At 70.0% G+C, this 26,513-nt stretch carries 24 protein-coding genes; 20 read left to right on the top strand and 4 right to left on the bottom strand.

The features are described from left to right. The first annotated feature begins 3 nt into the window (after window positions 1–3). Genes ACGFK0_RS21915 through ACGFK0_RS21880 form a run of 8 tightly spaced genes read left to right on the top strand, consistent with a single transcriptional unit; the run spans window position 4 to window position 8,034 of the window. Window positions 4–1,074 carry an ABC transporter substrate-binding protein gene (locus ACGFK0_RS21915; protein WP_392907272.1) on the top strand — a complete coding sequence of 357 codons (1,071 nt, stop codon included), beginning with the start codon at window positions 4–6 and terminating at the stop codon, window positions 1,072–1,074. Then, complete coding sequence (locus ACGFK0_RS21910) at window positions 1,067–1,939, top strand: ABC transporter permease (RefSeq protein WP_392907269.1); 873 nt, start codon at window positions 1,067–1,069, stop codon at window positions 1,937–1,939. The genes ACGFK0_RS21915 and ACGFK0_RS21910 overlap by 8 nt, the downstream gene beginning before the upstream one ends. Continuing rightward, window positions 1,936–2,712: an ABC transporter ATP-binding protein gene (locus ACGFK0_RS21905; RefSeq protein ID WP_392907266.1), complete on the top strand. Its 777-nt coding sequence runs from the start codon at window positions 1,936–1,938 to the stop codon at window positions 2,710–2,712. Before ACGFK0_RS21910 ends, ACGFK0_RS21905 begins: the two co-directional genes overlap by 4 nt. Window positions 2,713–2,755: 43 nt before the next feature. Continuing rightward, the gene (locus ACGFK0_RS21900) at window positions 2,756–3,742 is read left to right on the top strand and encodes a fumarylacetoacetate hydrolase family protein (protein ID WP_392907263.1); all 987 of its coding nucleotides are present in this window, start codon (window positions 2,756–2,758) and stop codon (window positions 3,740–3,742) included. Continuing rightward, window positions 3,739–4,839 carry a zinc-binding dehydrogenase gene (locus ACGFK0_RS21895; RefSeq protein ID WP_392907260.1) on the top strand — a complete coding sequence of 367 codons (1,101 nt, stop codon included), beginning with the start codon at window positions 3,739–3,741 and terminating at the stop codon, window positions 4,837–4,839. Before ACGFK0_RS21900 ends, ACGFK0_RS21895 begins: the two co-directional genes overlap by 4 nt. After that, window positions 4,839–5,792: a VOC family protein gene (locus ACGFK0_RS21890; RefSeq protein ID WP_392907257.1), complete on the top strand. Its 954-nt coding sequence runs from the start codon at window positions 4,839–4,841 to the stop codon at window positions 5,790–5,792. Before ACGFK0_RS21895 ends, ACGFK0_RS21890 begins: the two co-directional genes overlap by 1 nt. Before the next feature lie 28 nt (window positions 5,793–5,820). Beyond that, a complete protein-coding gene (locus ACGFK0_RS21885) occupies window positions 5,821–7,077 on the top strand; it encodes a CaiB/BaiF CoA transferase family protein (protein WP_392907254.1) in 1,257 nt (418 codons plus the stop codon). Between the two features lie 42 nt (window positions 7,078–7,119). Continuing rightward, window positions 7,120–8,034: a hydroxymethylglutaryl-CoA lyase gene (locus tag ACGFK0_RS21880; protein ID WP_392907251.1), complete on the top strand. Its 915-nt coding sequence runs from the start codon at window positions 7,120–7,122 to the stop codon at window positions 8,032–8,034. Between the two features lie 352 nt (window positions 8,035–8,386). Here the strand turns inward: ACGFK0_RS21880 and ACGFK0_RS21875 are convergent, their stop codons facing one another. Next, complete coding sequence (locus ACGFK0_RS21875; RefSeq protein WP_392907249.1) at window positions 8,387–9,946, bottom strand: AMP-binding protein; 1,560 nt, start codon at window positions 9,944–9,946, stop codon at window positions 8,387–8,389. A 5-nt stretch (window positions 9,947–9,951) separates the two neighbouring features. Beyond that, entirely contained in the window at window positions 9,952–10,950 is a 999-nt protein-coding gene (locus tag ACGFK0_RS21870; RefSeq protein WP_392907247.1) for an NAD(P)H-dependent flavin oxidoreductase, read from the bottom strand. Between the two features lie 137 nt (window positions 10,951–11,087). Between ACGFK0_RS21870 and ACGFK0_RS21865 the strand changes: the two genes are divergently transcribed. The 9 genes from ACGFK0_RS21865 (at window position 11,088) to ACGFK0_RS21825 (ending at window position 19,787) form a co-directional block, all read left to right on the top strand. Next, complete coding sequence (locus ACGFK0_RS21865) at window positions 11,088–12,275, top strand: lipid-transfer protein (protein ID WP_392907245.1); 1,188 nt, start codon at window positions 11,088–11,090, stop codon at window positions 12,273–12,275. A 1-nt stretch (window position 12,276) separates the two neighbouring features. Beyond that, the gene (locus ACGFK0_RS21860; protein ID WP_392907242.1) at window positions 12,277–12,723 is read left to right on the top strand and encodes a MaoC family dehydratase N-terminal domain-containing protein; all 447 of its coding nucleotides are present in this window, start codon (window positions 12,277–12,279) and stop codon (window positions 12,721–12,723) included. After that, window positions 12,720–13,133: a MaoC family dehydratase gene (locus tag ACGFK0_RS21855; protein ID WP_392907239.1), complete on the top strand. Its 414-nt coding sequence runs from the start codon at window positions 12,720–12,722 to the stop codon at window positions 13,131–13,133. The genes ACGFK0_RS21860 and ACGFK0_RS21855 overlap by 4 nt, the downstream gene beginning before the upstream one ends. A gap of 20 nt (window positions 13,134–13,153) precedes the next feature. Beyond that, window positions 13,154–13,978 carry an SDR family NAD(P)-dependent oxidoreductase gene (locus ACGFK0_RS21850; protein ID WP_392907236.1) on the top strand — a complete coding sequence of 275 codons (825 nt, stop codon included), beginning with the start codon at window positions 13,154–13,156 and terminating at the stop codon, window positions 13,976–13,978. 23 nt (window positions 13,979–14,001) lie between these two features. Next, complete coding sequence (locus ACGFK0_RS21845) at window positions 14,002–15,285, top strand: TetR/AcrR family transcriptional regulator (RefSeq protein ID WP_392907610.1); 1,284 nt, start codon at window positions 14,002–14,004, stop codon at window positions 15,283–15,285. A gap of 139 nt (window positions 15,286–15,424) precedes the next feature. Then, the gene (locus tag ACGFK0_RS21840) at window positions 15,425–15,775 is read left to right on the top strand and encodes an ArsR/SmtB family transcription factor (RefSeq protein ID WP_392907233.1); all 351 of its coding nucleotides are present in this window, start codon (window positions 15,425–15,427) and stop codon (window positions 15,773–15,775) included. Further along, entirely contained in the window at window positions 15,775–16,515 is a 741-nt protein-coding gene (locus tag ACGFK0_RS21835; RefSeq protein WP_392907231.1) for a methyltransferase domain-containing protein, read from the top strand. Before ACGFK0_RS21840 ends, ACGFK0_RS21835 begins: the two co-directional genes overlap by 1 nt. A 13-nt stretch (window positions 16,516–16,528) precedes the next feature. After that, window positions 16,529–17,056 carry a GNAT family N-acetyltransferase gene (locus ACGFK0_RS21830; RefSeq protein ID WP_392907229.1) on the top strand — a complete coding sequence of 176 codons (528 nt, stop codon included), beginning with the start codon at window positions 16,529–16,531 and terminating at the stop codon, window positions 17,054–17,056. Between the two features lie 544 nt (window positions 17,057–17,600). Beyond that, entirely contained in the window at window positions 17,601–19,787 is a 2,187-nt protein-coding gene (locus ACGFK0_RS21825) for a plasmid pRiA4b ORF-3 family protein (protein WP_392907227.1), read from the top strand. 142 nt (window positions 19,788–19,929) lie between these two features. On the opposite strand, the gene ACGFK0_RS21820 is transcribed toward ACGFK0_RS21825, so the two are convergent. Together ACGFK0_RS21820 and ACGFK0_RS21815 are read right to left on the bottom strand one after the other, a co-directional pair. After that, window positions 19,930–21,135 (bottom strand): cytochrome P450, encoded by a 1,206-nt coding sequence (locus ACGFK0_RS21820; RefSeq protein ID WP_392907224.1) that lies wholly within the window; start codon window positions 21,133–21,135, stop codon window positions 19,930–19,932. 44 nt (window positions 21,136–21,179) lie between these two features. Continuing rightward, window positions 21,180–22,988 carry an ATP-binding protein gene (locus tag ACGFK0_RS21815; RefSeq protein ID WP_392907222.1) on the bottom strand — a complete coding sequence of 603 codons (1,809 nt, stop codon included), beginning with the start codon at window positions 22,986–22,988 and terminating at the stop codon, window positions 21,180–21,182. A gap of 332 nt (window positions 22,989–23,320) precedes the next feature. Here ACGFK0_RS21815 and ACGFK0_RS21810 point away from each other — a divergent pair, with 332 nt between their 5' ends. The 3 genes from ACGFK0_RS21810 to ACGFK0_RS21800 all read left to right on the top strand — a co-directional run bounded on the left by ACGFK0_RS21810 (window position 23,321) and on the right by ACGFK0_RS21800 (window position 26,265). Beyond that, entirely contained in the window at window positions 23,321–24,280 is a 960-nt protein-coding gene (locus ACGFK0_RS21810) for a helix-turn-helix domain-containing protein (RefSeq protein ID WP_392907220.1), read from the top strand. 73 nt (window positions 24,281–24,353) lie between these two features. Continuing rightward, entirely contained in the window at window positions 24,354–25,061 is a 708-nt protein-coding gene (locus ACGFK0_RS21805) for a response regulator transcription factor (protein ID WP_392907218.1), read from the top strand. 307 nt (window positions 25,062–25,368) lie between these two features. Next, the gene (locus ACGFK0_RS21800; RefSeq protein ID WP_392907216.1) at window positions 25,369–26,265 is read left to right on the top strand and encodes a sigma-70 family RNA polymerase sigma factor; all 897 of its coding nucleotides are present in this window, start codon (window positions 25,369–25,371) and stop codon (window positions 26,263–26,265) included. Window positions 26,266–26,513: the final 248 nt, after the last annotated feature.

The following is a 26,513-nucleotide window of genomic DNA, read 5'->3' as shown; positions in this document are numbered from 1 at the left end:
GCGGTGGCCGGCCAAACGGGCTCCCGAAGCGGCAGTCACCCCATGGAAGGGGTTAGTTCAATGGTTTCTCTGAAGACCACATCCACGATGGCGGCCATTCTGCTGACGATTTCGGCATGCGGCGTCGGGCAGGGCGCGTCGGACGGCACCGGCCGCTGCGGCACCTTCACCCTCGGTGCGCTGGACGACGACTCGCACCGCGCGGCCTACCACGCGATCGAGAAGGGCCAGGTGAAGTCCGAGGTGATCGGCAAGTTGAAGATCGATTACCTGCAGATTCCGGCGCTCATCCAGGCGACCGCCTCGGGGCAGTACGACGTGGTCGGCACCTCACTGCCGGGTGTGGTCAACGCGCGCGAGAAGGGTGGCGTCGACCTGCGCATCGTCGGCCTCATCCAGGCGCAGACCGGCGGCGGAACCAAGACTTTCGTTCCCAGCGGATCCGACATTCAGAGCGGGCGCGACCTGAAGGGGAAGACGGTCGGCGTCAGCGGATTCGGTTCGAGCGTGATGATGTCGACGCAGATCGTGTACACGAAGAAGTATGGCCTGGACGCCAAGGCCGAGGGCGGCGACATCAAGTACGTCGAACTGGATCCGCAGACGATGTACAGCGCCCTCAAGAAGGGCGACATCGACGCCGCCGTCCTGTTCCATCAGGCGGGCTGGCGTGCGAGCAATGACCCCGGCCTCCGGGTCGTGGCCGATATCGACAACGACTTCCGCGAGATCAGCGGGGCATGGCTGGTGGGCGCCGCCTATGTCGTGCCGGGTGACCTGCTCAAGAAGAAGTCGAAGTGTGTCGCCGAGTTCCAGCGCATGATCGGCGAGTCGGTCGCCTACGCGGAGAAGAACGTGAGCGAACTGGCTCCGGAGATCAGCGAGCAGACCGGCGTCGAGGCCGCGTTCATCGAGTACTGGTGGAACCAGAAGTCCTACCGTTTCGGGGGCGGCACCGACCCCGAATGGATCGAGTGGGCGGGCAAGTTCTACCGGCTTGCGCACGAGGGCGGGCACCTGCCGAAGAACCCGGATCTCGGCGAGATCGTGGTCAACGGCGGCACCGGTGAGTGAGCACGGCACGGGCACCGCGGTCCTGGGCGAGCGGGGCGGCACCGGGCGCGGGACGCGGGACCGCGACCCCGTCCCCGGTGGCGGGACGGCGAAGCCCGGCCGCCGCTGGATCCTCGCCCGCCTGCTGGCCGACGGCCTGCCGCTGCTGCTGCTCGCGGCGTGGTTCTGGTATTCGGCGAACGTCTCCGCGGCCGAACTGCCGAACCCCGTCGAGGTGGGCCGGGAGAGCATCGACCTGCTGGTCGGCGAAGGCGCGGTGCACACCTGGACCTCGATGGTCCGGATCGTGCTGGCGGTGCTGCTGGCGACGTGCATCGGCAGCCTGCTCGTCTTCCTCGCCGGCGTCGCACCGGTCACCGAACTGCTGATCGGCAAGCGTGTACTGCCGTTCTTCAACAGCGTCCCGGCCCTCGGCTGGGCGATCCTCGGCGTCATCTGGTTCGGTGTCGGAGACTTCTCGGTGGTCTTCGTGGTGACCGCGATCACGGTCCCCTTCTGCCTGGTCAACCTCTGGGAGGGCAAACGCGCGCTCGATCCCGGGCTGCTGGAGATGGGGCACAGTTTCACCCGGTCGCGGGTCCGTGTCCTCTTCGCGATCGAGCTGCCGTTGCTGGTGCCCTACATCTTCGCCGCGGCCCGCCTTTCCTTCTCGGTGGGGTGGAAGGTCGCGCTCATCGCGGAGTTCTTCGGCTCGCAGACCGGGCTGGGACTCGTCATGAACCGGGCAAGGCAGTCCTTCGACTCGCCGACGGTCTTCGCCACGATCATCGTGGTCCTTGTGATCGTCAGCGTGGTGGAACGGCTCCTCTTCGACCCCCTGGCACATTGGTTCGCCAAGCGGACCGGGACGGCGGTGGCGCGGTGAACACCATAGACATCCAGAATCTGGAAGTCCGGTTCGGTGACGAGGTCATCATCGATGGCATCGATCTCGGGATTCGGGACGGGGAACTGGTCACGCTGCTGGGGCCGAGCGGCTGCGGCAAGTCGACGATGCTGCGCATTCTCGGCGGACTCGCCGGCCATCACGGCGGCAGTGTCACCGTGAACGGCCGTCCGGCGGCGCAATCATGGGACAGTCTCGCGTACGTCTTCCAGGCCGCTCGCCTGGCGCCGTGGAGAACCGCGTTGGACAACGTGGTCCTCGGCATGAAGCTGCGAGGAGTCGACGGCTCAAGGCGCGAGATCCGGGAACGCGCCCGCGGCTTCCTGGAGACGGTGGGCATCGGCGCCCTGGCGGACCGCCCCGCTCACGCGCTCTCCGGCGGGGAGCAGCAGCGCGTCTCGATCGCCCGGGCACTGTCGGTGGAACCGAGCGTGCTGATGATGGACGAGCCGTTCAGCGCGCTCGACGTGCAGACGCGGCGGCGTCTCCGGCAGGAGATCGTGTCGCTCTGGGAACGCACCGCGCTCACCATCGTGCTGGTCACCCACGACATAGAGGAAGCCCTCGTCGTGGGCAGCCGCGTCGTCGTCTGCTCCCCCAAACCGACGGGGATCCTCGCGGACATCGACGTGGACATGCCCTACCCCCGGGACCCCGCGGCCGCCGAGTTCGGCGAGCACCGCAAGCGCATCGTCGGTCTGTTCGGCTCCGAGGCGGCGGTCGGCGGCCGGACCGGGGCGGAAGTCCGCTGACGGTGCGGGTCGATCTCATGCTGAACGGCAAAGGGAGAATTCTGTGAGTGCGGACATTCAGTCCTCAGATGGGCCTGCCTTCCGTCTCGGGACGGCGACCCGCGATGATGTGCGGACGGCGGTCGTGGAGTCGCGGGGCTCGCTGTACGACCTGGCGGAACTGGTGCCGGCGGCTCCGCCCGCGAGTTCCGTCCTGGACCTGGTCGAAAGCGGCTGGGACGCCGCCCTCGACGGGATCGCCGAGGCCCTGGCCGACGGTCCGGCGGCGGAGCCGCTGGACGAAGGATCCTTGCGCTGGCAGGCGCCGGTGATGCACCCGCGGAAGCTCATCTGCATCGGCACCAACTACAAGGATCACATCCGGGAGATGGGATTCAGCCTCGACGCGCTGTCCGCCTCTCCGTACAGCTTCATGGTCCCGCCGACCACCACGCTGGTGGGAACGGGACAGCACGTCGCCGTCCCCGCGATCGCCGAGCGGATCGACTGGGAGGCCGAGGTCGCCCTCGTCATCGGCCGTCCCACCCGCAATGTGGAGGCCGCCGACGCCCCCGAGCACGTGGCGGGGTTCGCGGTGCTCAACGACCTTTCCGCGCGGGACTGGAGCGGCCCGAACGCACCCGCGGTCGGCATCGACTGGGTCATGACCAAGGCGCACGACGGGTTCAAGCCGATGGCTCCGTTCGTCACGCCGGCACGCTTCATCGCCACCCCGGAGAAGTTGTGGGTGCGGTCGTGGGTGAACGGCCGCCTGAAGCAGGACGGGTCCACCAGCGACATGGTGTTCGACTTCTGGCAGATCATCGAGCACCTGTCCCGCATCATGACCCTGGAGCCGGGCGACGTCATCGCCACCGGCACTCCGGCGGGCGTCGGTCATGGCCGCCGCCCGCCCGAGTACCTCACCGCCGGCGACCACGTCGCCGTCGAGGTCGAGTCGCTGGGGCGGGTGGAGACGACACTGATCGGGCAGGACGGCGCCCCGTCCGCCGTGCGCACCGGGACGGCCGTGCCGGACGGCCGGCCGTGACGGGTCGGGCGATGATGCGGGCGGCCGTCCTGGAAAGGCGCGGCAAGCCGGACGAGTTGTACGTCCGGTCGTGGCCGCGGCCGGCGCCGGGCCCCGGCGAGGTGCTGGTCGCGGTCCGCACCGTCACCACGGCGTCCTTCGACATGCAGGCGCGCACGCTGCCGATCACGGAACTGCCGAGGATCCTCGGGCAGGACCCAGCCGGGGTGGTCGCCGAGACCGGGACCGGGGCGGCCCGGTTCCGGGTCGGTGATCGCGTCACCGTCGGCGGCTTCCAGCCGTGCGGTTCGTGCGAGCCCTGCCGCGACGGACGTCCGTTCTGCAACCGGCACGAAGTGCTCGGCATACAGCGCGACGGCGGCCAAGCCGAGTTCGTCACGGTGCCCGAAGAGCTCGTGGTGCCCATTCCGGACGGCATCGGATTCGCCGAGGCGTCCATCATGGCCGTCACCTACCCGGTCGCCTGGAACCTGATCAGCGTCAGCGGACAGGTCCGCCCCGGCGACCGCGTACTGGTCATGGCCGCGGCCGGCGGTCTCGGCCTGGCCTGCGTCCAGGTCGCCCGCTCGCTGGGCGCACACGTCGTCGCGGCGGTCGGCGCGCAGTGGAAGGCCGAGCGGCTCCGGGAACTTCTCGGCATCGACTCGGTCGTTGACTACTCGCGGCCGAACTGGGCCGAGGACATACGCCGGATCACCGGTCAGGGCGGGGTCGACCTCGTCGCGGACAATATCTCCAACCCCGCGCTGTTCGAGGACACGCTGCGGCTGCTGGCGGTCGGTGGGCGCCTCGTCACCTGCGGTGCGCACGGTGGTGGAGTCGTCAGTGTCGACATCCGCCGGCTGTACCTCAACCGCCAGTCGATCATCGGGGTGAACATCCCCGGCCGGGACGTCGTGACCGCGGTCTGGAGGAACGTCGAGCAGGGACGTCTGCCGGCGCCCCCGCTCGTCGAGGAATTCAGGCTCGACGATCTCCCGGACGTGCACCGCCTGATCGCCGCCCGGAAGACGATCGGCCGCACGCTCATCCGGGTGAGCGAGGACGGCCCGGCGGGCGGCTCCCACCCGAACGATCACGACATCGAGGAGTCATAGTGCCCATTCCCCTGCCTCCCGAAGAGCGGTCCGCCCCCTGCGTGTCACCGATCACGCACACCAGATATCTCGCCATCGGCGTCCCCGACTACCACAGGTCGGTCGATTTCTATGGCTCGACCTGGGGGCTGCGGCCCGTCGTGGACGACACCGGGGTGACCTTCTTCTCCGCCGAGGCCAGCGAGGAGCAGTTCGTGCTCCGCGTGCGCGCGGCCGAGCAGAGGCGCCTCGACCTGCTGGCACTCGCCGTTTCGACGCCGGCCGAGGTCGACCGGCTGGCCGAGTCCCTCGCACGGGCCGGAGTGCGAATCGACCTCACGCCGACGTCGCTGACCGCTCCGGGCGGAGGCTACGGGTTCCGGTTCTTCGACCCCGACGGTCGCCTCATCGAGATCTCCTGCGACGTCGCGACCCGCGAGGCGCGGGTGCTCGAGGAGCGCGAGGACATTCCGAGCAAGCTCAGCCACGTGGTGTTCAACACCGCGAACCTGGCGCGGACGATCGCCTTCTACGAACGTCATCTGGGCTTCCGGATCTCCGACTGGGTGGAGGACCGGATGGTCTTCATGCGCTGCGGGCGCGACCACCACACGCTGGGGTTCGCCGCCGCCGCCCACGCCTCCCTCAACCATGTCTCGTTCGAGATGCGCGGCGTCGAGGAGTACATGCGGGGAACCGGACGCCTGACCAGAGCCGGGTTCCCCGTGCTCTGGGGTCCCGGGCGGCACGGGCCGGGCGACAACACCTTCTCCTACTTCCGATCGCCGGACGGCCACGTGGTCGAGTACACCACCGCGCTGCTGCAGGTCGATGAGAGCACCTGGGTGCCCTGCCGGTGGGACGGCGGCGGCGAGGAGGCCGACCAGTGGGGGACGGCGGGCCCCATCGACGAGTTCATCCCGGTCGCGGTCGGGGACCCGGACCCGGGCCTGTGGACACCGCCTCCGTTCTGACCAGCCGCTTCCACCCTTCAGGAGAGTCATGACCGGCACAGGTCCGCCCGGGTACCGGAGTGAAGCCCGACCCGCCGGGCGAGGCGCGTCCGGACCGCTGGCCGGAATGCGCGTCATCGAACTCGGTTCCGTCGTCGCCGGCCCCTTCGCGGGTCGCCTGCTCGCGGATCTCGGCGCCGACGTGATCAAAATTGAGGCCCCGGGACGACCCGACCCCCTGCGTCACTGGGGGCAGGAGTCGTACCGGGGGCACAAGCTGTGGTGGACCGTACACGCCAGGAACAAGCGCTGCGTCACGCTCGACCTCCGCATCGAGCGGGCACAGCGACTCCTGCTGGACATGGTCGCCACCGCGGACGTGGTGGTGGAGAACTTCCGTCCGGGCACGCTCGAACGCTGGAACATCGACTATCCGCGCATGCGGCGCGCCAACCCCGGGATCGTCCTCTGCCAGATCTCCGGCTTCGGGCAGACCGGACCCTACAGTCACCGTGCCGGCTACGCCTCCGTGGCCGAGGCCATGAGCGGTCTCCGGGCCCTGAACGGATACCCCGGGCAGGCACCGCCGCGCATGGGCATCTCGCTCGGTGACTCGCTCGCGGGCATGTTCGCGGTCCAGGGCATCCTCGCCGCACTACTGCACCGCGACCGTACGGGCGAGGGCCAGGTCGTCGACGTGGCGCTCACCGAATCGTGCCTCGCACTGCTGGAGTCGGTCATCCCCGAATTCGACCGCCTGGGCCGGATCCGCGAACCTGGCGGGACTCGCCTGGAAGGGATCGCCCCCTCGAACCTTTTCCGCTCCAAGGACGGGGTCTGGGTCGTCATCGCCGCGAATCAGGACACCCTGTTCAAGCGGTTGTGCGAGGTGATGGACAGGCGTGAACTCGCCACCGACCCGCGCTATCGCGATCACGAGGCCCGTGCCGCCAACCAGGACGCCATCGAGGCCGTCGTCGCCGAATGGGCCGGACGGCACGACGCCCGCCATATCCAGGAGGTGCTGGCCGACAGCGGTGTCGCCGTCGGCCCCGTGTACTCGGTGGACCAGGTCGTCAGCGATCCCCAGTTCCTGGCCCGGGGCATGCTCACTCCGCATTTCGACGAGCGGCTCGGTGAGGAAGTGCTCGGGCCGGGAGTGGTCCCCCGGTTCTCCGCCACACCCGGTTCTGTGAGGTGGGCCGGCCCGGCGGTACCGGGGGCGCACAACGCCGATGTGTATCCCGAACTACTCGGTCTGACAGCGAACGACCTTGAGGAGCTGGCCGATGAAGGCGTCATCTGAAACCAAGGGTCGCGTCCGCCGCGGGAACCGGCGGCACCGCCGATGACGACTCCGACCCGCCCTCGTCTCGACATCCGCGAAGTGGGCCCGCGTGACGGGCTGCAGAACGAACCGCCCATCTCCACCGAGGCCAAACTCGACATCATCGAGCACCTCGTTCGAGCGGGCGCCCGCCGTATCGAGGCGACGTCGTTCGTCTCGCCGCGCTCGGTCCCCGCGCTCGCGGACGCGGCGGACCTGGCCGCAGCTCTGCCGCAGTGGCCCGACGTCCGGTGGTCCGCCCTGGTCGCCGGTGTGAGAGGAGCGGAGAGGTCCGTCGCGGCCGGCATCTTCGAGGTCGAGTATGTCGTCTCCGCGGCGGACGGGCACAGCAAGGCCAACGTCGGGCGCACGACCGAGCAGTCGCTGCGGCTCATCCCCCAGGTGGCGGACGTGGTCCGGCAGGCCGGAGGGGTGCTCGAGGTGATCGTCGCGACGGCCTGGGACTGCCCATTCGACGGCGAGACGCCGCCGGCCCGGACACGCGACGTCGTCGCGCGCGCGATCGACGGCGGTGCCGAACGCCTCTGCCTGGCCGACACCATCGGCACCGTGACACCGGGCCGGCTGACGGCGCTGGTGGAGGCGACGCGTCGTATCGCACCCGGCGTGGACATCGGCGTCCACCTGCACAACACCCGCGGCACGGGCCTCGCGTCGGCCTACGCGGCCCTGCTGGCCGATGTCGGCTGGCTCGACTCGTCGATCGGCGGTCTCGGCGGATGCCCCTTCGCGCCGGGTGCGAGCGGGAACATCGCAACCGAGGAACTCGTCTACATGGCGCACGATCTCGGCCTGGAGACGGGGTTCGAACTTGAGAAGTTGCTTGCGGCAGGACACCGAGCACAGGAGATCCTGGACGTTTCCCTCCCCAGCGGACTACTGCGGGCAGGCGACCGCACTCGCGCCCCGGCCTAACTAGCTTGTGGGCATGGGACCGCGGGGCGTGCTGGCCCTGTGGCGTTCCGCCACGTGCACTACGCGCTCCCGCGGTCCCGAGCTGTTTCAGCGTGAACTCAGGCGGACCTGGACCGGGTGCACTTCAGTTTCGTGCCTTCCCAGCGGCAGGTCTGCTGGTAGTCGGAGCGGAATGGGGCGCCGACCCAGGGGTAGCGGTCGTCGGGTTGTTCGGTGGGCATGACGCAGTTTCTTGAAGGTGCGCAGGTCGAACGTCTCATGTGGGGTGGGTGTCCTTCCGCCGGGGGTTGCAGCAGAGGACCGCTCTGCTGCGGTCGGAAATGGGTGAGGAAGTCGCGGGGAGGGTGGGCGGTCAGTTGACCTGGCGGCTGCGGCCGGCCCAGTACGGTGCCCGCAGCGACTTCTTGTCGATCTTGCCTGCGGGGTTGGTGGGCAGGGAGTCGATGAAGTCGACGCTCTTGGGCGCCCAGACGCTTCCCTTGTGCTCCTTGACCAGGGCGATGAGCTCGCCGGGTTCGACCGGGGTGCCCGGCCGGACGACCACGAGGGCCTTGACCGCCTCGCCCCACCGCGGGTCCGGGACGCCGATGACGGCGCACTGGGCGACGGCGGGGTGGGTGATCAGAACGTCCTCGATCTGGCGGGGGAAGACGTTGAAGCCGCCGGTGACGATCATGTCCTTCTTGCGGTCGACGATGAAGACGTAGCCGGCGTCGTCGATGTAGCCGATGTCGCCGGACCGTACCCAGCCGTCCTGCATCGCCTCGGCGTCCCGGTCGGCGTCGACGTACCCGACCATCTGCCCGGGCTGGGACGCGCAGATCTCGCCGGTCTCGCCCGGCGGCATGAGGTTGCCGTCGGTGTCGCGGACGGTCAGGTCGACGTGGTACATCGCGCGTCCGGCCGAGGCCAGCCGGGCGATCCATTCGGGGGAGTCCAGGCGGTGGTCTTCCTTGCGCAGGCAGGTCATGTAGCCGGGCTCTGTTCCGGCGTAGGTCTGGGCGAAGACGGGACCGAAGGTCTCCAGGGCGCGGCGGAGCCCGTCGGGGGCCATGGGGGAGCCGGCGTAGATGATCGTGCGGAGCGTGGACAGGTCGGCCTTCTCACGGCGGGGGTGGTCCAGCAGCATGTACACGATCGTGGGGACGACGGCGGTAGCCGTCACGCCCTCCCGTTCGATGGTGTCCAGCAGCAGGTCGAGGTCGAAACCGGGCAGCAGGACGTTGGTGCCGCCGCGCATGAAGACGGGCATCACGAAGGTCTGGGTGAAGTGCGTGAGCGGCGCGGCGTGCGCGAAGACCTCGCCGGGGCGGATGTCGCCGATCTCCAGGCCGGCGGTGATGGCGTAGTGCGACCAGGTGGCGTGGGTCTGCAGGACGCCCTTGGGGACGCCCGTGGTCCCCGAGGTGAACCCGACGAAGGCCAGGTCGTCGACGCTGATGTCCACGTCCGGGGCGGTCGAGGGCTGCGTCCCGAAGGTGGTCTCGTAGTCGAGGACGTCCGCCGCGGGGGTGTCGCCGCCGAGCCGGATGACGTGCTGGAGTTCGGGGAGCCGGTCGCGGATCTGCGCGATCTGGCCGTCGAAGGATTCGTGGTAGACCAGCGTCGAGGCCCCGACCTCGTCGAGGTAGTAGTGGAAGTCGTCGGCGGAGGCGCGCGTGGGCATCTGGGTGACCGCCGCGCCCGCCTTCCAGATCCCGCACATCGTGGGGATGAATTCCAGGCAGTTCGGCATGAGAAGCCCGACGCGATGCCCGCCGCCGACTCCGAGGCCGGTGAGTCCGTTACCGACCCGGTTGGCCCATTGGCGCATCTGGGCGTAGCTGAGACGCCGGTCGGCGTCCACGAGGGCGGTGCGGTCGGCGTGGTAGGTGCACGTCCGGTCGAAGACCTTGGGCAGAGTTCCCCACATGGCGTCTACCTTCCTGATCCTGGGGTGGCCGTGGATTGCCGTGGTGATGCGGAGTGCCGGTGCTCGGTGGCCCGCTGGAGCGCCTCGGCCGTCGCCTGCCGGGCCTGGTCGTACTCGCGGCGGGTCTGATCGACCAGTTCGGCGATGCTGAGGATCCCGGTGATTCCCGAGACGCTGTGGCCGGCGCTCCATACGTTGCGCTGGTTGAGGAGCCGTTGTTGCGCGAACCCGTCGGTGCCCTGGGGCGGGGCGTCCGCTGTCGCCTTCCTCAACCATCCGTCGAGGAAGTTGGCCGGTAGACCGCTCAGGGCGGTGGTGAGGGTGACCTCGTCCAGGGTCGATTCGACCAGTGCCTGGCGGAAGGCGTCGTCGGCGAGGCTCTCGGTGGTCGCGATGAACTTGGTGCCCATATAGGCCAGATCGGCGCCCAGGGCCTGGGCGGCCCACAGGGCGACGCCGTCCGACACGCCTCCGGCGAGGACGATGGGTCCGTCGAACCGGCCGCGGACGGCCCGGACGAACGACAGCGGGTTGGCCCAGCCCGTCTGGCCCCCGGCGCCCGCTGTCAGCAGCACCAGGCCGTCGACACCGGCGTCGATCGCGCGTTGGACGTGCCGCATGCTCGCGACGTCGGCGAAGACCAGGCAGCCCGCGTCCTGCAGCGGGGCGAGAACCGGCGCGGGGGACCCGACGCTGGTGATGACCAGGGGCACCTCATGGCGGATCAGGGAGGCGACGTCCCCGGCGAGCCGCTGGTTCGAGCGGTGCACGACCAGGTTCGCGGCGAACGGTGCGGCCTCGTCCTCCAGGTCGGCCAGGCCGGCGGTGATCTGCTCCAGCCAGCCGTCGAGTTCGGAGGGCGTCCGCGCATTGTGGGTGGGGAACGAGCCCACGACCCCGTTGCGGCACGCCGCGGTCACCAGGTCGGGCCCCGACACGTCGGTCATCGGGGCGGCCACGAGTGGGAGCGCTAGGCGGCCGAGCCGGGAAGGCAGCACCGTCACCCCTCCAAAGTGAAGATTCGATGGTGGATCCTGAGATCACATCATCTGTCTGTAGTAGGCACTTGGTGGCGTAAGTAAATATGGATTAACCTCCGTTGGCAAGAGCAAGTGGCATGACACCAGTGCGGAGGTTCTGCGTGGACCGTTTCGTTCAGATCGCCGGGGTCGGGATGACCCCGTTCTCCAAGCCCAGTGCGGGCACCCCCTACACGGTGCTGGCCGAGCAAGCCGCCCGCGTCGCGCTGGCGGACGCGGGCATCGACTACAGCCAGGTGCAGCAGGCCTACGCCGGATACGTCTACGGCGACTCCACCTGCGGCCAGGCGGCCCTGTACGGCCTCGGGCAGACCGGCATCCCCATCGTCAACGTCAACAACAACTGCTCCACCGGCTCCTCTGCGCTGTGGCTGGCCCGCCAGGCCGTCCAGAGCGGCGAGGTGGACTGCGTGCTGGCCGTCGGCTTCGAGCAGATGCGCCCGGGCGCCCTTGCCAGCGTCTGGGACGACCGCCCCGACCCCCTCGAACGCTCCGAGACGGCGATGGCGCAGATCCAGGGGGCGGACGCGCACGCACCGGTCGCCGCGCAGTTGTTCGGCGGCGCCGGCCAGGCCTACGCCGACGCGCACGGCACCGCCCCCGAGACGTTCGCCAAGATCTCGGTCAAGGCACGGCGCCACGCTGCCGCGAACCCCTACGCGGTGTTCCGGACGGCACTGACCGAGGAGGAGGTGCTGGCCTCCCCGCACATCTACGGGCCGCTGACCCGCCTGCAATGCTGCCCGCCCACCTGCGGCGCGGCCGCCGCGGTGGTCTGCAGCACCGACTTCGCGCAGCGGCACGGCCTGGACACCTCCGTCGCCATCCGCGCCCAGGCGCTCACCACCGACACCGCTTCCACCTTCGACGCCGGAGACATGATGAAGGTCGTCGGCTACGACATGAGCCGGGCCGCAGCCGAGCGCGTCTACGCCGACGCCGGCGTGGGGCCCGGCGACATCGACGTGGTGGAGCTGCACGACTGCTTCACCACCAACGAGCTGATCAGCTACGAGGCGCTCGGGCTCACCCCCGAGGGGACCGCGGAGAAGTTCGTCCTGGACGGCGACAACACCTACGGCGGGAAGGTCGTCACCAACCCGTCCGGCGGGCTGCTGTCCAAAGGACACCCGCTCGGCGCCACGGGCCTCGCGCAGTGCGCCGAGCTGGTCTGGCAGCTGCGCGGCCAGGCCGACGCCCGGCAGGTCGAGGACGCCCGGCTGGCACTCCAGCACAACATCGGGCTCGGCGGCGCCGCCGTGGTCACCCTCTACGAGAGGACCAGCTGAGATGGCCGGCTCGATCGGTTTCTCCACGCCGCCGTCGACCGTCGATGTAGAGCGCGGGCGGCTGCGGCTGTTCGCCAAGGCCATCGGGGAGACCGACCCCGTCTACACCGACCTCGACGCCGCCCGCGGCGCCGGCCACCGCGACCTGCCCGTCCCCCCGACCTTCCTGTTCTGCCTGGAGATGGACCGGCCGGACCCGTTCGCCTTCCTGACCGAGGCCGGGATCGGCCTCGACCGGGTCCTGCACGGCGAGCAGAGCTTCACCTACCACGGGCTCTGCCACGCAGGCGACAGCCTGACCTTCGAATCCCGCATCACCGACGACTACGAGCGCAAGGGCGGCGCGCTGCGGTTCCTCGTCCGCCAGACCCATGTCACCAGAGCCGGCCGGCCGATCGCCGACCTGAGCAACGTCATCGTCGTCCAGCAGGAGAAGGCGGAAGCATGACCCCCCTCACCGACCTGCGCGTGGGCGACGAACTGCCGCCCCTGCGGCTACCGAAGATCAGCCGGACGACGCTGGCCCTGTACGCGGGCGCCTCAGGCGACCACAACCCCATCCACATCGACATCGACGCCGCCCGCAACGCCGGGCTCGACGACGTCTTCGCGCAGGGCATGCTCTCCATGGCCTACCTCGGCCGGCTCCTGACCGGCTGGGTCCCTCAGGACCGCATCCGCTCCTACAGCGTCCGCTTCACCTCCATCACCCCGCTGCACGCCGAGCCGGTCTGCACCGGCCGGGTCACCGCGATCGAGGACGGCGACGGAGAACGCCGAGCCCGCCTCGACCTCCACGTGGCCCTGAACGACGGCAGCATCACGCTGCGCGGCCAAGCCCTCATCGCACTGGCATGACAGCACCGGAAAGGACTCCCGTGGGAACACTCGACGGCAAGATCGCCCTGGTCTCCGGCTCCGGCCGCGGCATCGGCCGCGCCATCGCCCTCAAACTCGCAAGCCACGGCGCCCGCGTCGTCATCAACGACCTCGACCCCGAACCGGCCGAGGAGACCCTGACGGCGATCAAAGCCGCGGGCGGCGAGGCCGTCGCCTGCGTCGGCAGCGTCACCGACGACGACTTCGCCGACCGGTTCGTCGCGACCGCCGTCGACGACTACGGCGGCGTCGACATCGTGATCAACAACGCCGGCTACACCTGGGACAGCGTCATCCAGAAGATGACCGACGAACAGTGGGACGCGATTCTGGACGTCCACCTCAAGGCACCGTTCCGCATCCTGCGCGCCGCCCAGCCGGTCATCAGCGCCCGCGCCAGGGCCGAACAAGCCGACGGCCTGCGCGTCCACCGCAAGATCGTCAACATCTCCTCGATCGCCGGGCTCGGCGGCAACCCCGGCCAGGCCAACTACGGCGCCGCCAAGGCCGGCATCGTCGGCCTCACCAAGACCCTCGCCAAGGAATGGGGCCGCTACGCGGTCAACGTCAACGCCGTCGCCTACGGCCTCATCCGCACCCGCCTCACCGAAGCCGCCGCCGACAGCGACTCCACCATCGACGTGCAAGGACGCCAGATCAAGGTCGGCGTCAACCCCGGCCTGCTCACCGCGATGGAGCAGACGATCCCCCTCGGCCGGGCCGGCACCCCCGAGGAGGCCGCCGGAGCGGTCTACCTGCTGTGCCTGCCAGAGTCGGACTACATCAGCGGCCAGGTCGTCGTCTGCGGCGGCGGCTACTCCTGAACGGACCTAACATTCCCCACGTGATGCCGACCGAGGACAAGCCCGCGATGACCCGGACGAGCACGCATCCGGCACGCGGCAGGCGCCCACGCGACCGCAAGGCGCAGATCGTGACCGCCGCCGCCGACCTGTTCCACCGGCACGGCTACCACACCGTCACGATGGACCAGATCGCCGGCGCGGTCGGCATCACGGCCGGGGCCCTCTACCGCCACTTCCGCAACAAGCAGGAACTGCTCGCCCGCACCGTCGACGACGGCCTCGCGGCATTCGAGACCGCCGTCCGCGGCACCGCACCTGGAGACGTCGACACCCTCCTGGACGTCATGGCCTCCCTCACGCTGGACCGCCGCGACCTCGGAGTCCTCTGGCAACGCGAATCCCGGAACCTTCCCGACACCGACCGCGACCGCCTACGCCACCGCTTCCGCAGCGTCGCCGAGAACACCGCCCCGGTCATCCAAGCGGCCAGACCCGGCCTCACCACCGCCGACGCCGACCTGCTGACCTGGGCACTGTTCGCCGTCTTCGCCAGCCCCTCCCACCACAGCGCCCAACTTCCCCGCGCACGCTTCCACACCCTCCTGCAGCAACTCGGAGGTGCCGTGATCCACACCGCGCTCTCCGACTCCCAAGAGAGGCCCGACCGCCCCAACACCGAGACCAACACCGGGCTCTCCCGCGCGTCCCGCAGAGAATCCGTCCTCGACGCCGCCGCCCGCCTGTTCGGCGAACACGGCTATCAGGCCGTCAGCATGGAGGACATCGGCGCCGCCGCCGGCATCAGCGGCGCCGGCATCTACAACCACGTGACCGCCAAGTCCGAACTCCTCGTCGCGGCCCTCACCCGCGCCGCCGACGCCCTGCACATGGACGCCGGCCGCATCTTCGCCACCGCATCCACCCCCGGCCAGGCACTCACCCGACTTCTCCGGTCCTACATCGACCTGACCCTGACCTCCAGCCACCTCACCGGCGCCCTGATCACCGAGGTGGTCCACCTACCCGACGACCAGCGGCGCACGATCCGCCGCCTGCAACACGACTACGTCGGCGAATGGGTCCAACTGCTCATCACCGAGACACCCGACCTCACCGAGACCGAAGCCCGTGTGATCACCCAGGCCGTCCTCGCCATCGTCAACGACCTGGCCCGCATCCAACACCTGCGCCGACGCCCCCACCTCGCCGACGACCTCGCCGCCCTCGGCGAAGCCGTCCTCGCATCACCACGACCTGCCACCCCTGACCCGGGGGGCGAGGTGCCGACGCCTGTTCGGGACATCGACACCTCACACTGGGGCTAGCAGGCTCATCCTCGACGAGGACGACACCCGCGTTCGTGCCCCTGCCCGCGAAACTCCCGACCGCAGCCTCCCGGCGAGCCTCCCGGCATTGGTTCCCGCCCTTCCCTCTATCGCCTTCATCGTCTATCGTCGATGAACGATGAACAAGACACAGAGGCCGCTCGACCGGGCGATCGCCACCGAGTACGCGTCCTGGTTCAAGGCGTTGGCCGACCCGACCCGTATCCAGATCGTGTCGCTGCTCGCACGGCAGCGTCGGCCGATGAGCGTCGGGGAGATCGTTGACGCCGTCCATGTCGGGCAGTCGACCGTCTCGGCACATCTCAAAGTGCTGTCAGAGGTCAGGTTCGTCCTGGTCGACCAGCACGGGACCGCCCGTTACTACCGGATCAACCAGGCATGCGTGGCCTGCTTCCCCACCGCCGCCGACCTGGTCATGGGACGCCCCGCACCGGCCGCCCCGACCTGCCCGCCCGAAGGAGACACCTGATGCCCGACTCCAGCACCAGCGATCCCGTCGAGGCCGTCGTCGCGCGGTACTCCGGCCTGGCCCGGCTCGCCTTGGCGGGCGGAACCCCGCAAGACGGCGGTACCTGCGGCGACTCCTGCGTCGATGCCGCCGGGTACCCGAGCGAGGACGGGATACCCGAGGCCGCCCTGCGCACCAGCCTGGGATGCGGCAACCCTCTCGCCGTCGCCGAGCTGCGCCCCGGAGAAACCGTCCTGGACCTGGGCTCCGGCGGCGGCCTGGACGTACTGCTGTCCGCCCGCCGTGTCGGCCCTGGCGGAACCGCCTACGGTCTGGACGCCAGCGACGACATGCTCACCCTCGCCCGCGCCAACGCCGCCCAGGCGGGAGCCGACAACGCACACTTCCTCCACGGCCACATCGAAGACATCCCGCTCCCTGACGCCAGCGTCGACGTGGTCATCTCCAACTGCGTCATCAACCTTGCCGCGGACAAGCCCCGCGTGCTCGCCGAAGCCTTCCGCGTCCTGCGCCCCGGCGGACGATTCGGCGTCAGCGACATCATCGCCGGATCCGGCCTCGACCCCGCCGAACGCACCGCCGCTGAACGGCGCATCGGCTGCGCCGCCTCCGCACTCACCGCCGAGGAGTACCACCGCGAACTCCGAACGGCCGGATTCACCGCCGTCGACATCACCACGACCACCGACACCGGCGGGCTGAACGCGGCCGTCGTCCACGCCGTCAAACCCGCCGACTAGCAGGACGCGCGCCATGCCATCCCATCAGCACGACCACCCCGGCACCACCATCCGAGCCATGCGGCACCAGGACGCCGACGAAGTCCTGGCGATCTACCAGCAAGGCCTCGACACCGGACACGCCAGCTTCGAGACGACCGCTCCCACCTGGCAGGCGTTCGACACCGCCAAGCTCGCCCAATACCGGTACGTCGCAACCGACGCCTCCGCAGACCCGGGCAAAGTGCTCGGCTGGATCGCCGCCGGCCCCGTCTCCGACCGCTGCTGCTACGCCGGAGTAGTCGAGCACAGCATCTACATCTGCCCCCACGCCCGCGGGCAAGGCATCGGAGCCGCGCTGCTGACCGCATTCATCGCCGCCACCGAAGCCGACGACATCTGGACCATCCAAACCGGCATCTTCCCCGAGAACACTCCCAGCCTCCGGCTCCACGCCAAGGCCGGCTTCCGCACCGTCGGCACCCGTCGGCACCTCGGCCGCCTCCACGGTCAATGGCGCGACGTCGTCCTCCTCGAACGCCGAAGCCCCATCGTGCTGTGACCTCGCGACGCTCCAGCAGGCGGCGAGGCCTGAACGCGACCCACGCGGTCTAGCCCTGAGGCCACACCAGGTCGGTCTTCGGGGCGCGAACGACGATCTTGGCGTCGGTGTGTGTCGCGATGGAGAACTCAACATCGGGGCGGAGATGCGTGCAGGAACGGTCTGCGTGATCATGACCGTGCCTGCTCCTGCATCATCCCTGATCTCTGCTGTCGTTGGCGACCCGGCCGTTGTCGATCGTGAAGCGCTGGCTGCGCGGATCCCGGCCCTGGTGGCGCACCTGGCATGGGTTCCCGATCCACGAGACCCGCGGGGCGTGCGGCATTCGCCGGTGTCGCTGCCGGGCACGGCGGTCGCGGCCACAGTCGCGGGGGCGCGGTCGCTGGCGGCGATCGCCTAATCGGCCGCCGATGCCGGGAGGAGTGTCCGGTCGCTGCCAGAATTGGGTGCGACCAGTGATGCGACATATGCGGTTCGCGGGCCGGTGTCTGGACGCGCGGCCGATGCGGTCCGCACCGTCAAAGACCAAGGAAGCCCGCGCCTTATGCCTTCGGTTCGAGATCAGCAGACCACCGTCCATCAGATTAAGGCCCAGCTCGACGGGATACGGCCGCCGATCTGGCGGCGGCTCGTGCTGCCTTCGGACGCGTCGCTGGGCGCGCTGCACGATGTGATCCAGGTCGCCTTCGGCTGGGAGCACGCGCATCTGCACCTCTTCGAGGAGCTTCAGCGCGGCGGTCGGCGGTGGAGCGAGGCGGGGATGCTCGAGTACTCCGATGCCTTCGACGAGGACGCCGCGACCCTCGACCAAGTGCTGCCGCGTGCGGGGACCCGCCTCCGTTACATCTACGACTTCGGCGACGGCTGGGACCACCTGATCACGGTCGAGGAAGTCCGTGAGGCCGGGGCCGGGGAGGGTGTACGTGCCGTGTGCGTCGCCGGTCGCCGGGCGATGCCGCCCGCCGAGGACATCGGCGGTGTGTGGGGGCTGGCGGAACTCCTCGAGCGCTACGCCGCGGGAGACCGGCCGCAGGCCGGCGAGGATGAGTACGACGACCTGTACGGGTCGGTCCTGGCCGAGATGCACGCCGAGGATTTCGACCCGGCTGCCTTCGACCCGTACGCCCTGACCGCATCGCTGAGCGAGGTGGCGCTGGTCCGGGGGAAGCCCGATCCACGGCGCGACGGCTACCGGTGCCCCGATTGCGGAGATGTTCATCCGCTGGCCGCCGGTGGCGTACCCGATGACCAGGACGACAGCGAGCAGGTCCAGGAGTTGCTCGATGCCGCCGGCGTGCTGATCCCCGCCGTCCGGCTGCCGGGCGAGGCGGAACTGGCCGCGGCCGTCCACAGGGTGGAGCCGTTCATGGCGGCGGTGCGGCTGGGCCGCTGGTGCGACGGCGGGCGCGACCTGACCCCGAAGGGGGTGCTGCGGCCGAAACTCGCTCGGCAGGCGGTCGAGGAGGTGGAGTTGTGGCGCATCGACCCCGGCGAGTGGGGCGACGCGGCGGACCGGGCCGCGCGGCTGGCGGCGATCCGCAGTGCGGGCGACATGAGGCTCGTCGACCTGCCCTGGACGTGGGGGCTCAACTGTGGCTTCATCGAGACCGACGCCAAGCGGGCGTACCCGGGCGAGGGACTCCCGGACGAGGGCGACGACACGGCATTGCTGGCGGCCTACCAGGAAATCGCCGCCAGCGCCGCGTCCGAGGTCGCGTTGGCGGTACCCGGCGTCGGCGGGATGATCGGCCAGATGCCGCAGATCCGGCGGCTCCTCGAGGAAATGCCACCGCTGTCGTTCGTGATGCTGGTGGCCGCGTACGGGCTTCCGGACGGGGAGTGGGTGCCGTGCCGCGACTTCGTGGTGTCGGGCATGACCGACGTCGCCGACGACGCCTCGGGATGGTTCCTCGAGGCGCTCTACGGCCGCCAACTCGCCGAACTCGCGGAGATCACGGAACTGTTCGGCGTCGCGGAGTGGGAGAACCTTTCCCGGCCCGCCGAGCCGGGCATGATCTTGCTGTTCGGCACGCGACCGGAGCAGCCAGCGCTGTCGGGCCGGATGCGGCTCACCCCGCTCGGCCGCTCCGCCGTCCACGCCCTCCTCTCCGGTCTCGGGCTCAACGCACCCGTCATCGGCACGCTCGCCGAGGCGGACGCGGGGGACCTGCTGGACGCGATCGGGGTGTACGAATCGGAGCAGGACGTCCTTGCCGAGGTGACCGGTTGGCTGACCCACCGCTCTCCCGCCAGCGCCGCGGCACAGGTTCTGGACGCCTGCGCGGGCACAGAACCCAGGGACGCGCTGCGCCGGCTGGCGAACCCACTCGTGCTGGAAGCCGTCCTGACGGCCGACGAGGCCGGGCAGGCGAAGGACCTGCTGCGCACGGCGGCAGCCTCGGGTGCCGACGGCCGTGCACGCACGGCGGCCTCCATGCTCCGCAGGATCGGCGAACCGCCCGCCGACCAGGCGTCCTGGGGCCTGGACTGGATGATCGTGGACAGCCTGCTGCCCTTCGCCCGGCTCGGCGAGGAGACGCTGCGCGCCCGCCTCAACGCCGCCGCCGGACTGCTCGATCAACTCGCCGACCATGCCGACGACCTGTGGAGGGCACGGCACCCGCACGGCGAGGAGGTCCTGACCGTCCTGGCCAGCACGGCCAAACCGCTCGACAAACACCTGGCCAAGCGAATCAGGAAGGCCGCCTTCAAAGCAGCGAACGCCTCCTGACACCATCCGCCCAACGGTCAGCCGGTCAGTGATGCGGTCGAAACCCATCGACCTGCGTCGCGGGTGCGGACGTTGCCGGGGGCAGTGGTGTGCGGGACACCCGGCCTGGTGGAGGTGCCGCCGGGCCGGGTGTCGTGGTGCGTCAGAGGCCGAGGGTGGCCGGGATGGAGAGCGGGCCGATCGTGAAGAAGGAGGGGGAGTAGGGGACGTCGTCCGGGTCGATGGCGAGGGCGAGGCCGGGCAGCCGCCGGTACAGCGTGCCGAGCGCCAGGCGTCCCTCCAGGCGGGCCAGCGACGCGCCGATGCAGTAGCGGGGACCGTGGCCGAAGCTGAGGCGCGTGTTCTGCTCACGGGTGATGTCGAACTGGTCCGCGGTCTCGCCGTGCTCGGCCGGGTCGATGCCGGTCACCTGGTAGACGACGCCGACCGCCTGGCCCTTGGGGATGTCGACGCCGGCGACGGTCACGTCCTGCGCGGTGAAGCGCCAGCTGGTCATCATCACCGAGTGGCGGTGGCGCAGGGTCTCCTCGACCACGTCGTCCCACCGGTCCTCGGCCTTGGCCAGCGCCAGCTGGTCGGGGTGCTGGGCCAGCGCCAGGATGGCGTGGCCGAGCATGTGGACGGTCGTCTCGTGGCCGGCGACGAGCATCAGCCACAGCACGCCGACCAGTTCCTCGGTGGTGAGCCGGTCCTCTTCGTCGTGCGCCTGCACCAGGCCGGACGTGAGGTCGTCGCCGGGGTTCTTCCGCGTACGGTCCACCATGGCGTGCAGGTACGCCTGCAAGGCCTTCTGCGTCGCGAAAGCCTCCTCCGGCGGCGTCGTGTGCGCCAGCAGGGAGGCCGTCCAGTCGCGCATCTGGGTCCGGTCCGCGGCGGGCACGCCGAACAGCTCACAGATGACCCCCATCGGCAGCGCCTCGGTGAAGGCCGGGACCAGATCGACGCCGTCGCCTGCGGCGATCACGTCGTCGAGCAGGTCGTCCACGATCTGCTGGACGCGCGGCTCCATCGCCTGGACCCGCGCGGGGGTGAAGGCCTTCCCGATCAGGCCGCGCAGCCGCCGGTGGTCGTCGCCGTCCTTGGTGGACAGGTGGCCTCCCTGGACGACGGCGCGCAGCGGCCAGTCCTCGGGGATCGTCCCGTCGTACAGGGCGGGCCAGTTCTCGGGCTCGCGCAGGAAGGTTCTGTTGTCTCCGGAGAGGATCTCCTTCACGGCCTCGTGGGTCAGCGCCAGGTAGGCGGCGACGCCTCCTGGGAACTCCACTTCGACCACGGGGGCGATGTCGCGCAGCCGGACGCAGGTGTCGAGCGGCTTCTCGTCCGCGGCGGGGAAGGCGGGCAGGGTCATTGGCATGTGATCCTTGCTGGATGCGGGGGATGGGGACGACGGGACTACGCCCGCGGCGCGGGAGCGGATGCGTCCAGCGCCTGGACGTCTTCTTGGTGAGGACGTGCTCGACCATGGTGATCAGCACTTGCTTGGCCGAGGCGCGGCACTAGCGCGCCCCCGTCCTCCCCGGGGTCGGGAGACAGGGGCAGCAGGAACCGGACGTCGAGACCGCCCGACGGTGCGGCGGTGATCTCGACCCGGCCCTTCATGGCGGTCATCACCGTGTCGGCGATGTACAGCCCCATCCCGCTCCCGGGCCGGTCCCGCACCGTGCTCGACCGGTAGTACGGCTCGCGAGCCAGTTCGTGCTCCCCGGGCGCGAGGCCCGGGCCCTCGTCCGTGATGCTGATCACACCGGACGAGCCCTGCCGGCTCATCGTGATGTCGATCTTCCCGTCGGGCGCGTACTTCTGGGCGTTACCGAGCACGAGAAGCAGGCACTGCCGCAGCCGCAACGGGTCGCCCTGCACGGTCAGTCCGCACTGCGCCGTGACCACCGCGCGCTGCGCCACCGACGGGACGCTGCGCAGGGTCCGGCGCAGCAGCGGCTCCAGTTCGACGGGGCGCACGGTCGTCGCGGGCGGCGCGGTCGGGTCCGGTCCGACGACGTGCACGAGGTCGGCGATGATGCGGTGCATCATCTCCTCGGAGTCCAGGATCGCCCCGAGCGAGGCCGCCACGGTCTCGTCGTCGGGCAGGACCTCCTCGAGCAACTGGCCGTGCCCCCGGATCGCGGTCAGCGGGCCGTGCAGTTCATGATGCGCCGACGTCAGGAGCAGGTGCCGCGTGTACTCCACCTGCCGTTGCGCCGACTCGTCCACGAACACCGCGGTCAGCAGGCCGGGGGCCGCGGTCTCCGGCGCAGCCGAGCACGACACCCCGATCCACGACGAGCGCCCCCCGGGGGTGGTCAGCCGGACGCTTCCGCGCAGCCCGGGGGCCAGACCCACGGCTCCCTCCTCGCCGGTCAGGGTGAACAGGTCCTCGGGGCGCCGGCCGAGGGCGCCGTTCGCGGTCACGCCCACCAGCTGCGCCATCGCGACGTTCCAGACGATGATCGAGCCTTCCCCGTCCAGGGCGAGGACGGCGACGTCCGTATCGTCGACGACCGCGCTGAGCCTGGACCGCTCCGCCTCGGCGCGGTGAGCGGCATACGCCTCGTCCCGGAGCGTGCCCAGCGCGCGCGCCGCCCTGTTCACCGCGCGGCCCAGCACTCCGGTGGTCGTCCAGGCGGCCAGGTGCCGGCCGCCCAGGCGGGTCCAGCCGAGCAGCAGATAGCCGGCGTCGAGCCCGTCAGGGGTGCGAATCGGGATGTGCACCCCGACCCGCCAGCCATTCGGGAGCATGACCCGCGGGATGCACCCGGCCGTCCGGTGGGAGAGGCGCTTGAAGCGCTCATGGGCATAGGGCGTTCTGGTGCGGAGGGCCTCGACGTCGGCGGACGCTTCGGTCCACACCTCTCCGCCGGGCAGCGTGATGTACAGCCACAGCTCGTCGGAACCGAGGATCCACCGCAGGTCGCCGGTGAGCGACACCAGGTCCTCGCCGGTCACCCGGTGCGCCGCTCCCAGGTGCGGCAGTTCGAGCAGTCGCTCCGCGATGCGCAGCGCCTTCGACCGGGCGGTCAGGACGCCTGCGCACAGCAGGACGGCGCCGACCGAAGCCAGGGCGAGCAACCCCAAGAGCGCCTGTTCCGAGCCCATCGCCTTCAGCACCAGCATCGCGGACGTGCCGACGGCCACCGCCCAGGCCAGCGAGACCGTGGCAGGTGCGGTCTGCTCGGACCGGCACGTCATGATATCGATCAGCATGGTGACGGCACGGCCAGGGCCCGGACCACGCGTCTGTCAGGGTGCCGTAGGACGATTGCTGTCACTGAAGTCATAGCGGGGAACGCGGGAAGTCCTGTCGTCACGGAAATGCCCCTTTTGACACGCCCCGCCGACGGCTCTCTGCCAGCGGGTCGATCACCGAGTATCGTCGGTCGAGGTTCATCCGGGACAGGGCTGCTCGAGGTTCTGCCCCGAACCGGAAGTCAGGTGTCACGAAAACCGAAGTCCGGCCGGGCCGGCATGCCAGCCGGGACCGGCCGCAGGGGAGCTCAGTCAATGGCGACGAGCGGGGCAACAGTGAAGGGAGGCCCATGAGGTATCACTCCTGGACCACCGACAGCACCGCGGACTACCGCGATGTCTCCGACAGCATCCTGCCGATGGACCATCGTTTCCGGCCCGGGGACTGGCACGCCGACCTCACCGTCCAGGAAAGCGGCGGCTACCGGCTGCTGCACTGGGACCAGGTCGGCGACCGGATCGCCACCCGCACGCCTTCGCACCTCCGGAGGTTCCCGGGCGACGAGCACTACTGGGTCGTGGCGCCGCGGCGCGGCGTCTACACCGTCAGCCGCGGGGAGGGCCAGACGCGGACCCTGCCGGGGCAGGTCTCCGTGATGGGCCTGGACGAGTCCTGCGTGCTTTTTGTCCCGCAGTCCGAGGCGTACGCGATCCAGGTGCCGCGCCCGGAGATCGACAGCCACGTGAAGTCGCGCGACACGCTGTGCCTCGTCCTTGATCTGAACACCGGTCTGGGCCGGATCCTCAGCGCGCTGATCGAGAGCAGCCACGCCGAACGGGACAACCTGTCCGACCTGGAATTCCATGCGGTGTGCAATCGGATCAGCGAGCTGTTCTGCATGGTCGTACTCAAGGACAGGCAACCGTCGGAAGGCCACCTCGCCCAGGTCGCCCAGGTCGTCCGGCAGTACGTGCGGCAGCGGATCGGCTCCGGCAAACTGCCGCTCGAAAGCGTGGCGCACGAGCTCGGCTGGTCGCCGCGCCAGCTGCGCAACGCCCTCAACCAGGTCGGCACCACCTATCGCGACCTGCGTCATGAGGAGACGCTGCGCGCCGCCCGGGACCTCCTCCAGGACCCGGCCTCGGCCGAGCTGGGCATCGGCGAGATCGCCGCCCGCGTCGGCCTCACGCCCGCCTGGTTCTCCTCGGCCTTCAAGAGCCGCTACGGCGAGATGCCGCGCGAGTTCCGTCGCCGCAGACTCGCCGAAGGCTCCGACCGCGCCCAGGGCCCGCCGCCCGGTTCCCCGTAGGTCCCGGCGGTCGATCGCGGTTCGGGCCCGGGCCGGGGCAGGTGCCTGATTTCGGCCCCCATAGGATGATCTCGTGGCACGGGTGCTCGTGGTCGATGACGACCCGCGACTGGTGAAAGTGGTCGCGAGCCTGTTGTGGAAGCGGAACCACCAGGTCGAGTTCGTGCCCAACGGGAAGCTGGCCCGCCAGGTCCTGCGCGGGGGCGACATCGACATCGTCCTGCTGGACGTGAACCTGCCCGACGTCAACGGCATCTCCCTGCTGCACCAGCTCCGCGAGGAGGGCGACACCACTCCGGTCATCTTGCTGACGGTCCGCACCGAGGTGCAGGACCAGGCGCTCGGGCTGCGGCTCGGCGGTGACGACTACATCGTGAAGCCCTTCAACCCCGAGTTGCTGCTCGCCCGGATCCAGGCCGTGCTGCGGCGCAGCGCGCGGGGCGCCGCCGGGCGCCCCGCGCGCCGGCAGAGCGAGCAACTGGAGATCCCGCCCGTCGTCATCGACCTCGCCGCACGGCAGGTGCTCCGGGACGGGGTCCCCGTGCGCCTGACCCCGCTGGAGTACGCCGTCCTGGAGGTCCTGGCGACCAACCGCGGGAGAGCGGTGTCCAGGGAGGAGCTCATGCAGAGCGTGTGGGGCACCGGCCGGGGCGCCTCCCGCACGCTCACCGAGCACGTCTCCCGGCTGCGCCGCAAACTCGGTGACGGTCTGATCTCCACCCAGAGCGGCTACGGGTACCTCATCCCGGGTCCCGGAGAGTCCACGACCACCGACCGTTGAGCGGGCGGACGAGGGTGCGCACCAGAACGGCAATGCGCGAGCACCAACGATCCAACGAGCGATCCCCGCGAGATCAACTTTTTGTCAACGAGTGCGCGGCATGCCGGCCGCCGCGGGCGTTCGCAGCGTGAATCGCTGACCTGCGAATTCGCGGGGCCGCCGGCGCGGTGAACGGGCACCGTCCGGGTGGCGGGCCGTCCAGTGGGGTGCGGAAACCGCGGAAACAAGTCAACGATGGTCTCCTGACAGGTCTTGTTTCGGTCATGGTCGCGTCGGAGGGGTTCTGTGCCACGAACTGGAGAGGTTGATGGACAACGCGCAGCCAGCCGACGAGAAGCGTGCCGCCGCGGACGAGTTCCGCGCCCGCAACGACGCTCTCTTCGCGCGCCGCAAGGAGCTCCACGGCCAGATCATGGAGTTGCGGGCACGGATCGACGCGGGTTCCGGTGACACGTCGGCGGAGGTCGCGTTGCGCAAGGCCGAGCGCGACTTCGACGACCTCACCTACGAGATCCTGACCGCCAACTACGGGCTCGTCCGCCAGTACGTCGCCATGTTCACGACCAGGTCCGTCGAGCACAGCGAGGACTTCGAGAGCGCCGGCAAGGTGGGGTTGCTCTGGGCCATCTCCTCCTACGATCCGGCGCGTGGGTCGTTCTCGAGCTGGGCTTTCAAGCCGATCCAGCGGGAGGTGCTGCGGGCGGTCCGGGACGCCGACCACGCCAACCTCACCCTCGGCGACTTCGAGAAGCGGCCGGCCATCCTCGCGGCGGAGCGCGGGTTCATCGAGGAGCGCGGTGCCGACACTCCGGTGGACTACGCCGACATCGCCGGACGGGCCGGGGTGACCGAGGCGCAGGTCCGCCGGGTCCTGGCCCCGGCCCGGCTGGAGAGCCTGCAGTCGCCGCGCAGGGGCCAGGACGAGGACGTCGTCGCCTGGGAGGACCGGCTGACCGACCCGTCCCTGAACCTGGAGGAGGAGGTGCTGGTCCGCTTCCACCTCCGCGCTCTCCTCACCGAGGGGCTGCCGCGCCTCGACGCCCGTGAGCGGTACGTGCTGGCGCGGCGGTTCGGCCTGGACGGCGGCCGGGAGCAGTCGCTCCGCATCCTCGGTGAGCAGCTCGGGTTGTCCCGTGAGGGCGTCCGGCAGATCCAGCAGAAGGCGTTGGCCAAGCTCAAGGGGCCCGTCGCGGGCACGGTGTGAGCGTGCCGCCGGCGCAGGAGGGCGCCGGCGAGGTCTTTGACGCGGGGGCGCGACCCGGGAAGATCCGGGGCATCGACGATGGTTGACAAGGTCACGAAGGCATCGTTGTACGATCCGTGTCCGCTCGTTCTGACTCACCGTGCGCGCGCAGGGCGAACTTCGGGGGACGAACTCCGGTCGCGGGCTTGCCGATCCGCGCGCACACGGACGTTAGAGGGAGAGGGCTCGCGCCATCGGAGCGAGGTGGA

Source organism: Spirillospora sp. NPDC048823, from assembly GCF_043198445.1.
Taxonomy (GTDB): Bacteria; Actinomycetota; Actinomycetes; order Streptosporangiales; family Streptosporangiaceae; genus Spirillospora.
The sequence above is the reverse complement of the archived record's forward strand: the minus strand, read 5'-3'. Positions and strand labels throughout refer to the sequence as shown.

Excerpts from the sequence above, each read along its gene's own strand:
- ACGFK0_RS21820 (WP_392907224.1), bottom strand. The coding sequence starts at position 21,135 with ATGACCCTGCCCGCCTTCCCCGCCGCGGACGAGAAGCCGCTCGACACC.
- ACGFK0_RS21875 (WP_392907249.1), bottom strand. The coding sequence starts at position 9,946 with ATGTGGGGAACTCTGCCCAAGGTCTTCGACCGGACGTGCACCTACCAC.
- ACGFK0_RS21880 (WP_392907251.1), top strand. The coding sequence starts at position 7,120 with ATGACGACTCCGACCCGCCCTCGTCTCGACATCCGCGAAGTGGGCCCG.
- ACGFK0_RS21800 (WP_392907216.1), top strand. The coding sequence starts at position 25,369 with ATGGACAACGCGCAGCCAGCCGACGAGAAGCGTGCCGCCGCGGACGAG.
- ACGFK0_RS21835 (WP_392907231.1), top strand. The coding sequence starts at position 15,775 with ATGCCCGACTCCAGCACCAGCGATCCCGTCGAGGCCGTCGTCGCGCGG.
- ACGFK0_RS21840 (WP_392907233.1), top strand. The coding sequence starts at position 15,425 with ATGAACAAGACACAGAGGCCGCTCGACCGGGCGATCGCCACCGAGTAC.
- ACGFK0_RS21855 (WP_392907239.1), top strand. The coding sequence starts at position 12,720 with ATGACCCCCCTCACCGACCTGCGCGTGGGCGACGAACTGCCGCCCCTG.
- ACGFK0_RS21845 (WP_392907610.1), top strand. The coding sequence starts at position 14,002 with ATGCCGACCGAGGACAAGCCCGCGATGACCCGGACGAGCACGCATCCG.
- ACGFK0_RS21825 (WP_392907227.1), top strand. The coding sequence starts at position 17,601 with ATGCCTTCGGTTCGAGATCAGCAGACCACCGTCCATCAGATTAAGGCC.
- ACGFK0_RS21860 (WP_392907242.1), top strand. The coding sequence starts at position 12,277 with ATGGCCGGCTCGATCGGTTTCTCCACGCCGCCGTCGACCGTCGATGTA.
- ACGFK0_RS21830 (WP_392907229.1), top strand. The coding sequence starts at position 16,529 with ATGCCATCCCATCAGCACGACCACCCCGGCACCACCATCCGAGCCATG.
- ACGFK0_RS21885 (WP_392907254.1), top strand. The coding sequence starts at position 5,821 with ATGACCGGCACAGGTCCGCCCGGGTACCGGAGTGAAGCCCGACCCGCC.
- ACGFK0_RS21815 (WP_392907222.1), bottom strand. The coding sequence starts at position 22,988 with ATGCTGATCGATATCATGACGTGCCGGTCCGAGCAGACCGCACCTGCC.
- ACGFK0_RS21810 (WP_392907220.1), top strand. The coding sequence starts at position 23,321 with ATGAGGTATCACTCCTGGACCACCGACAGCACCGCGGACTACCGCGAT.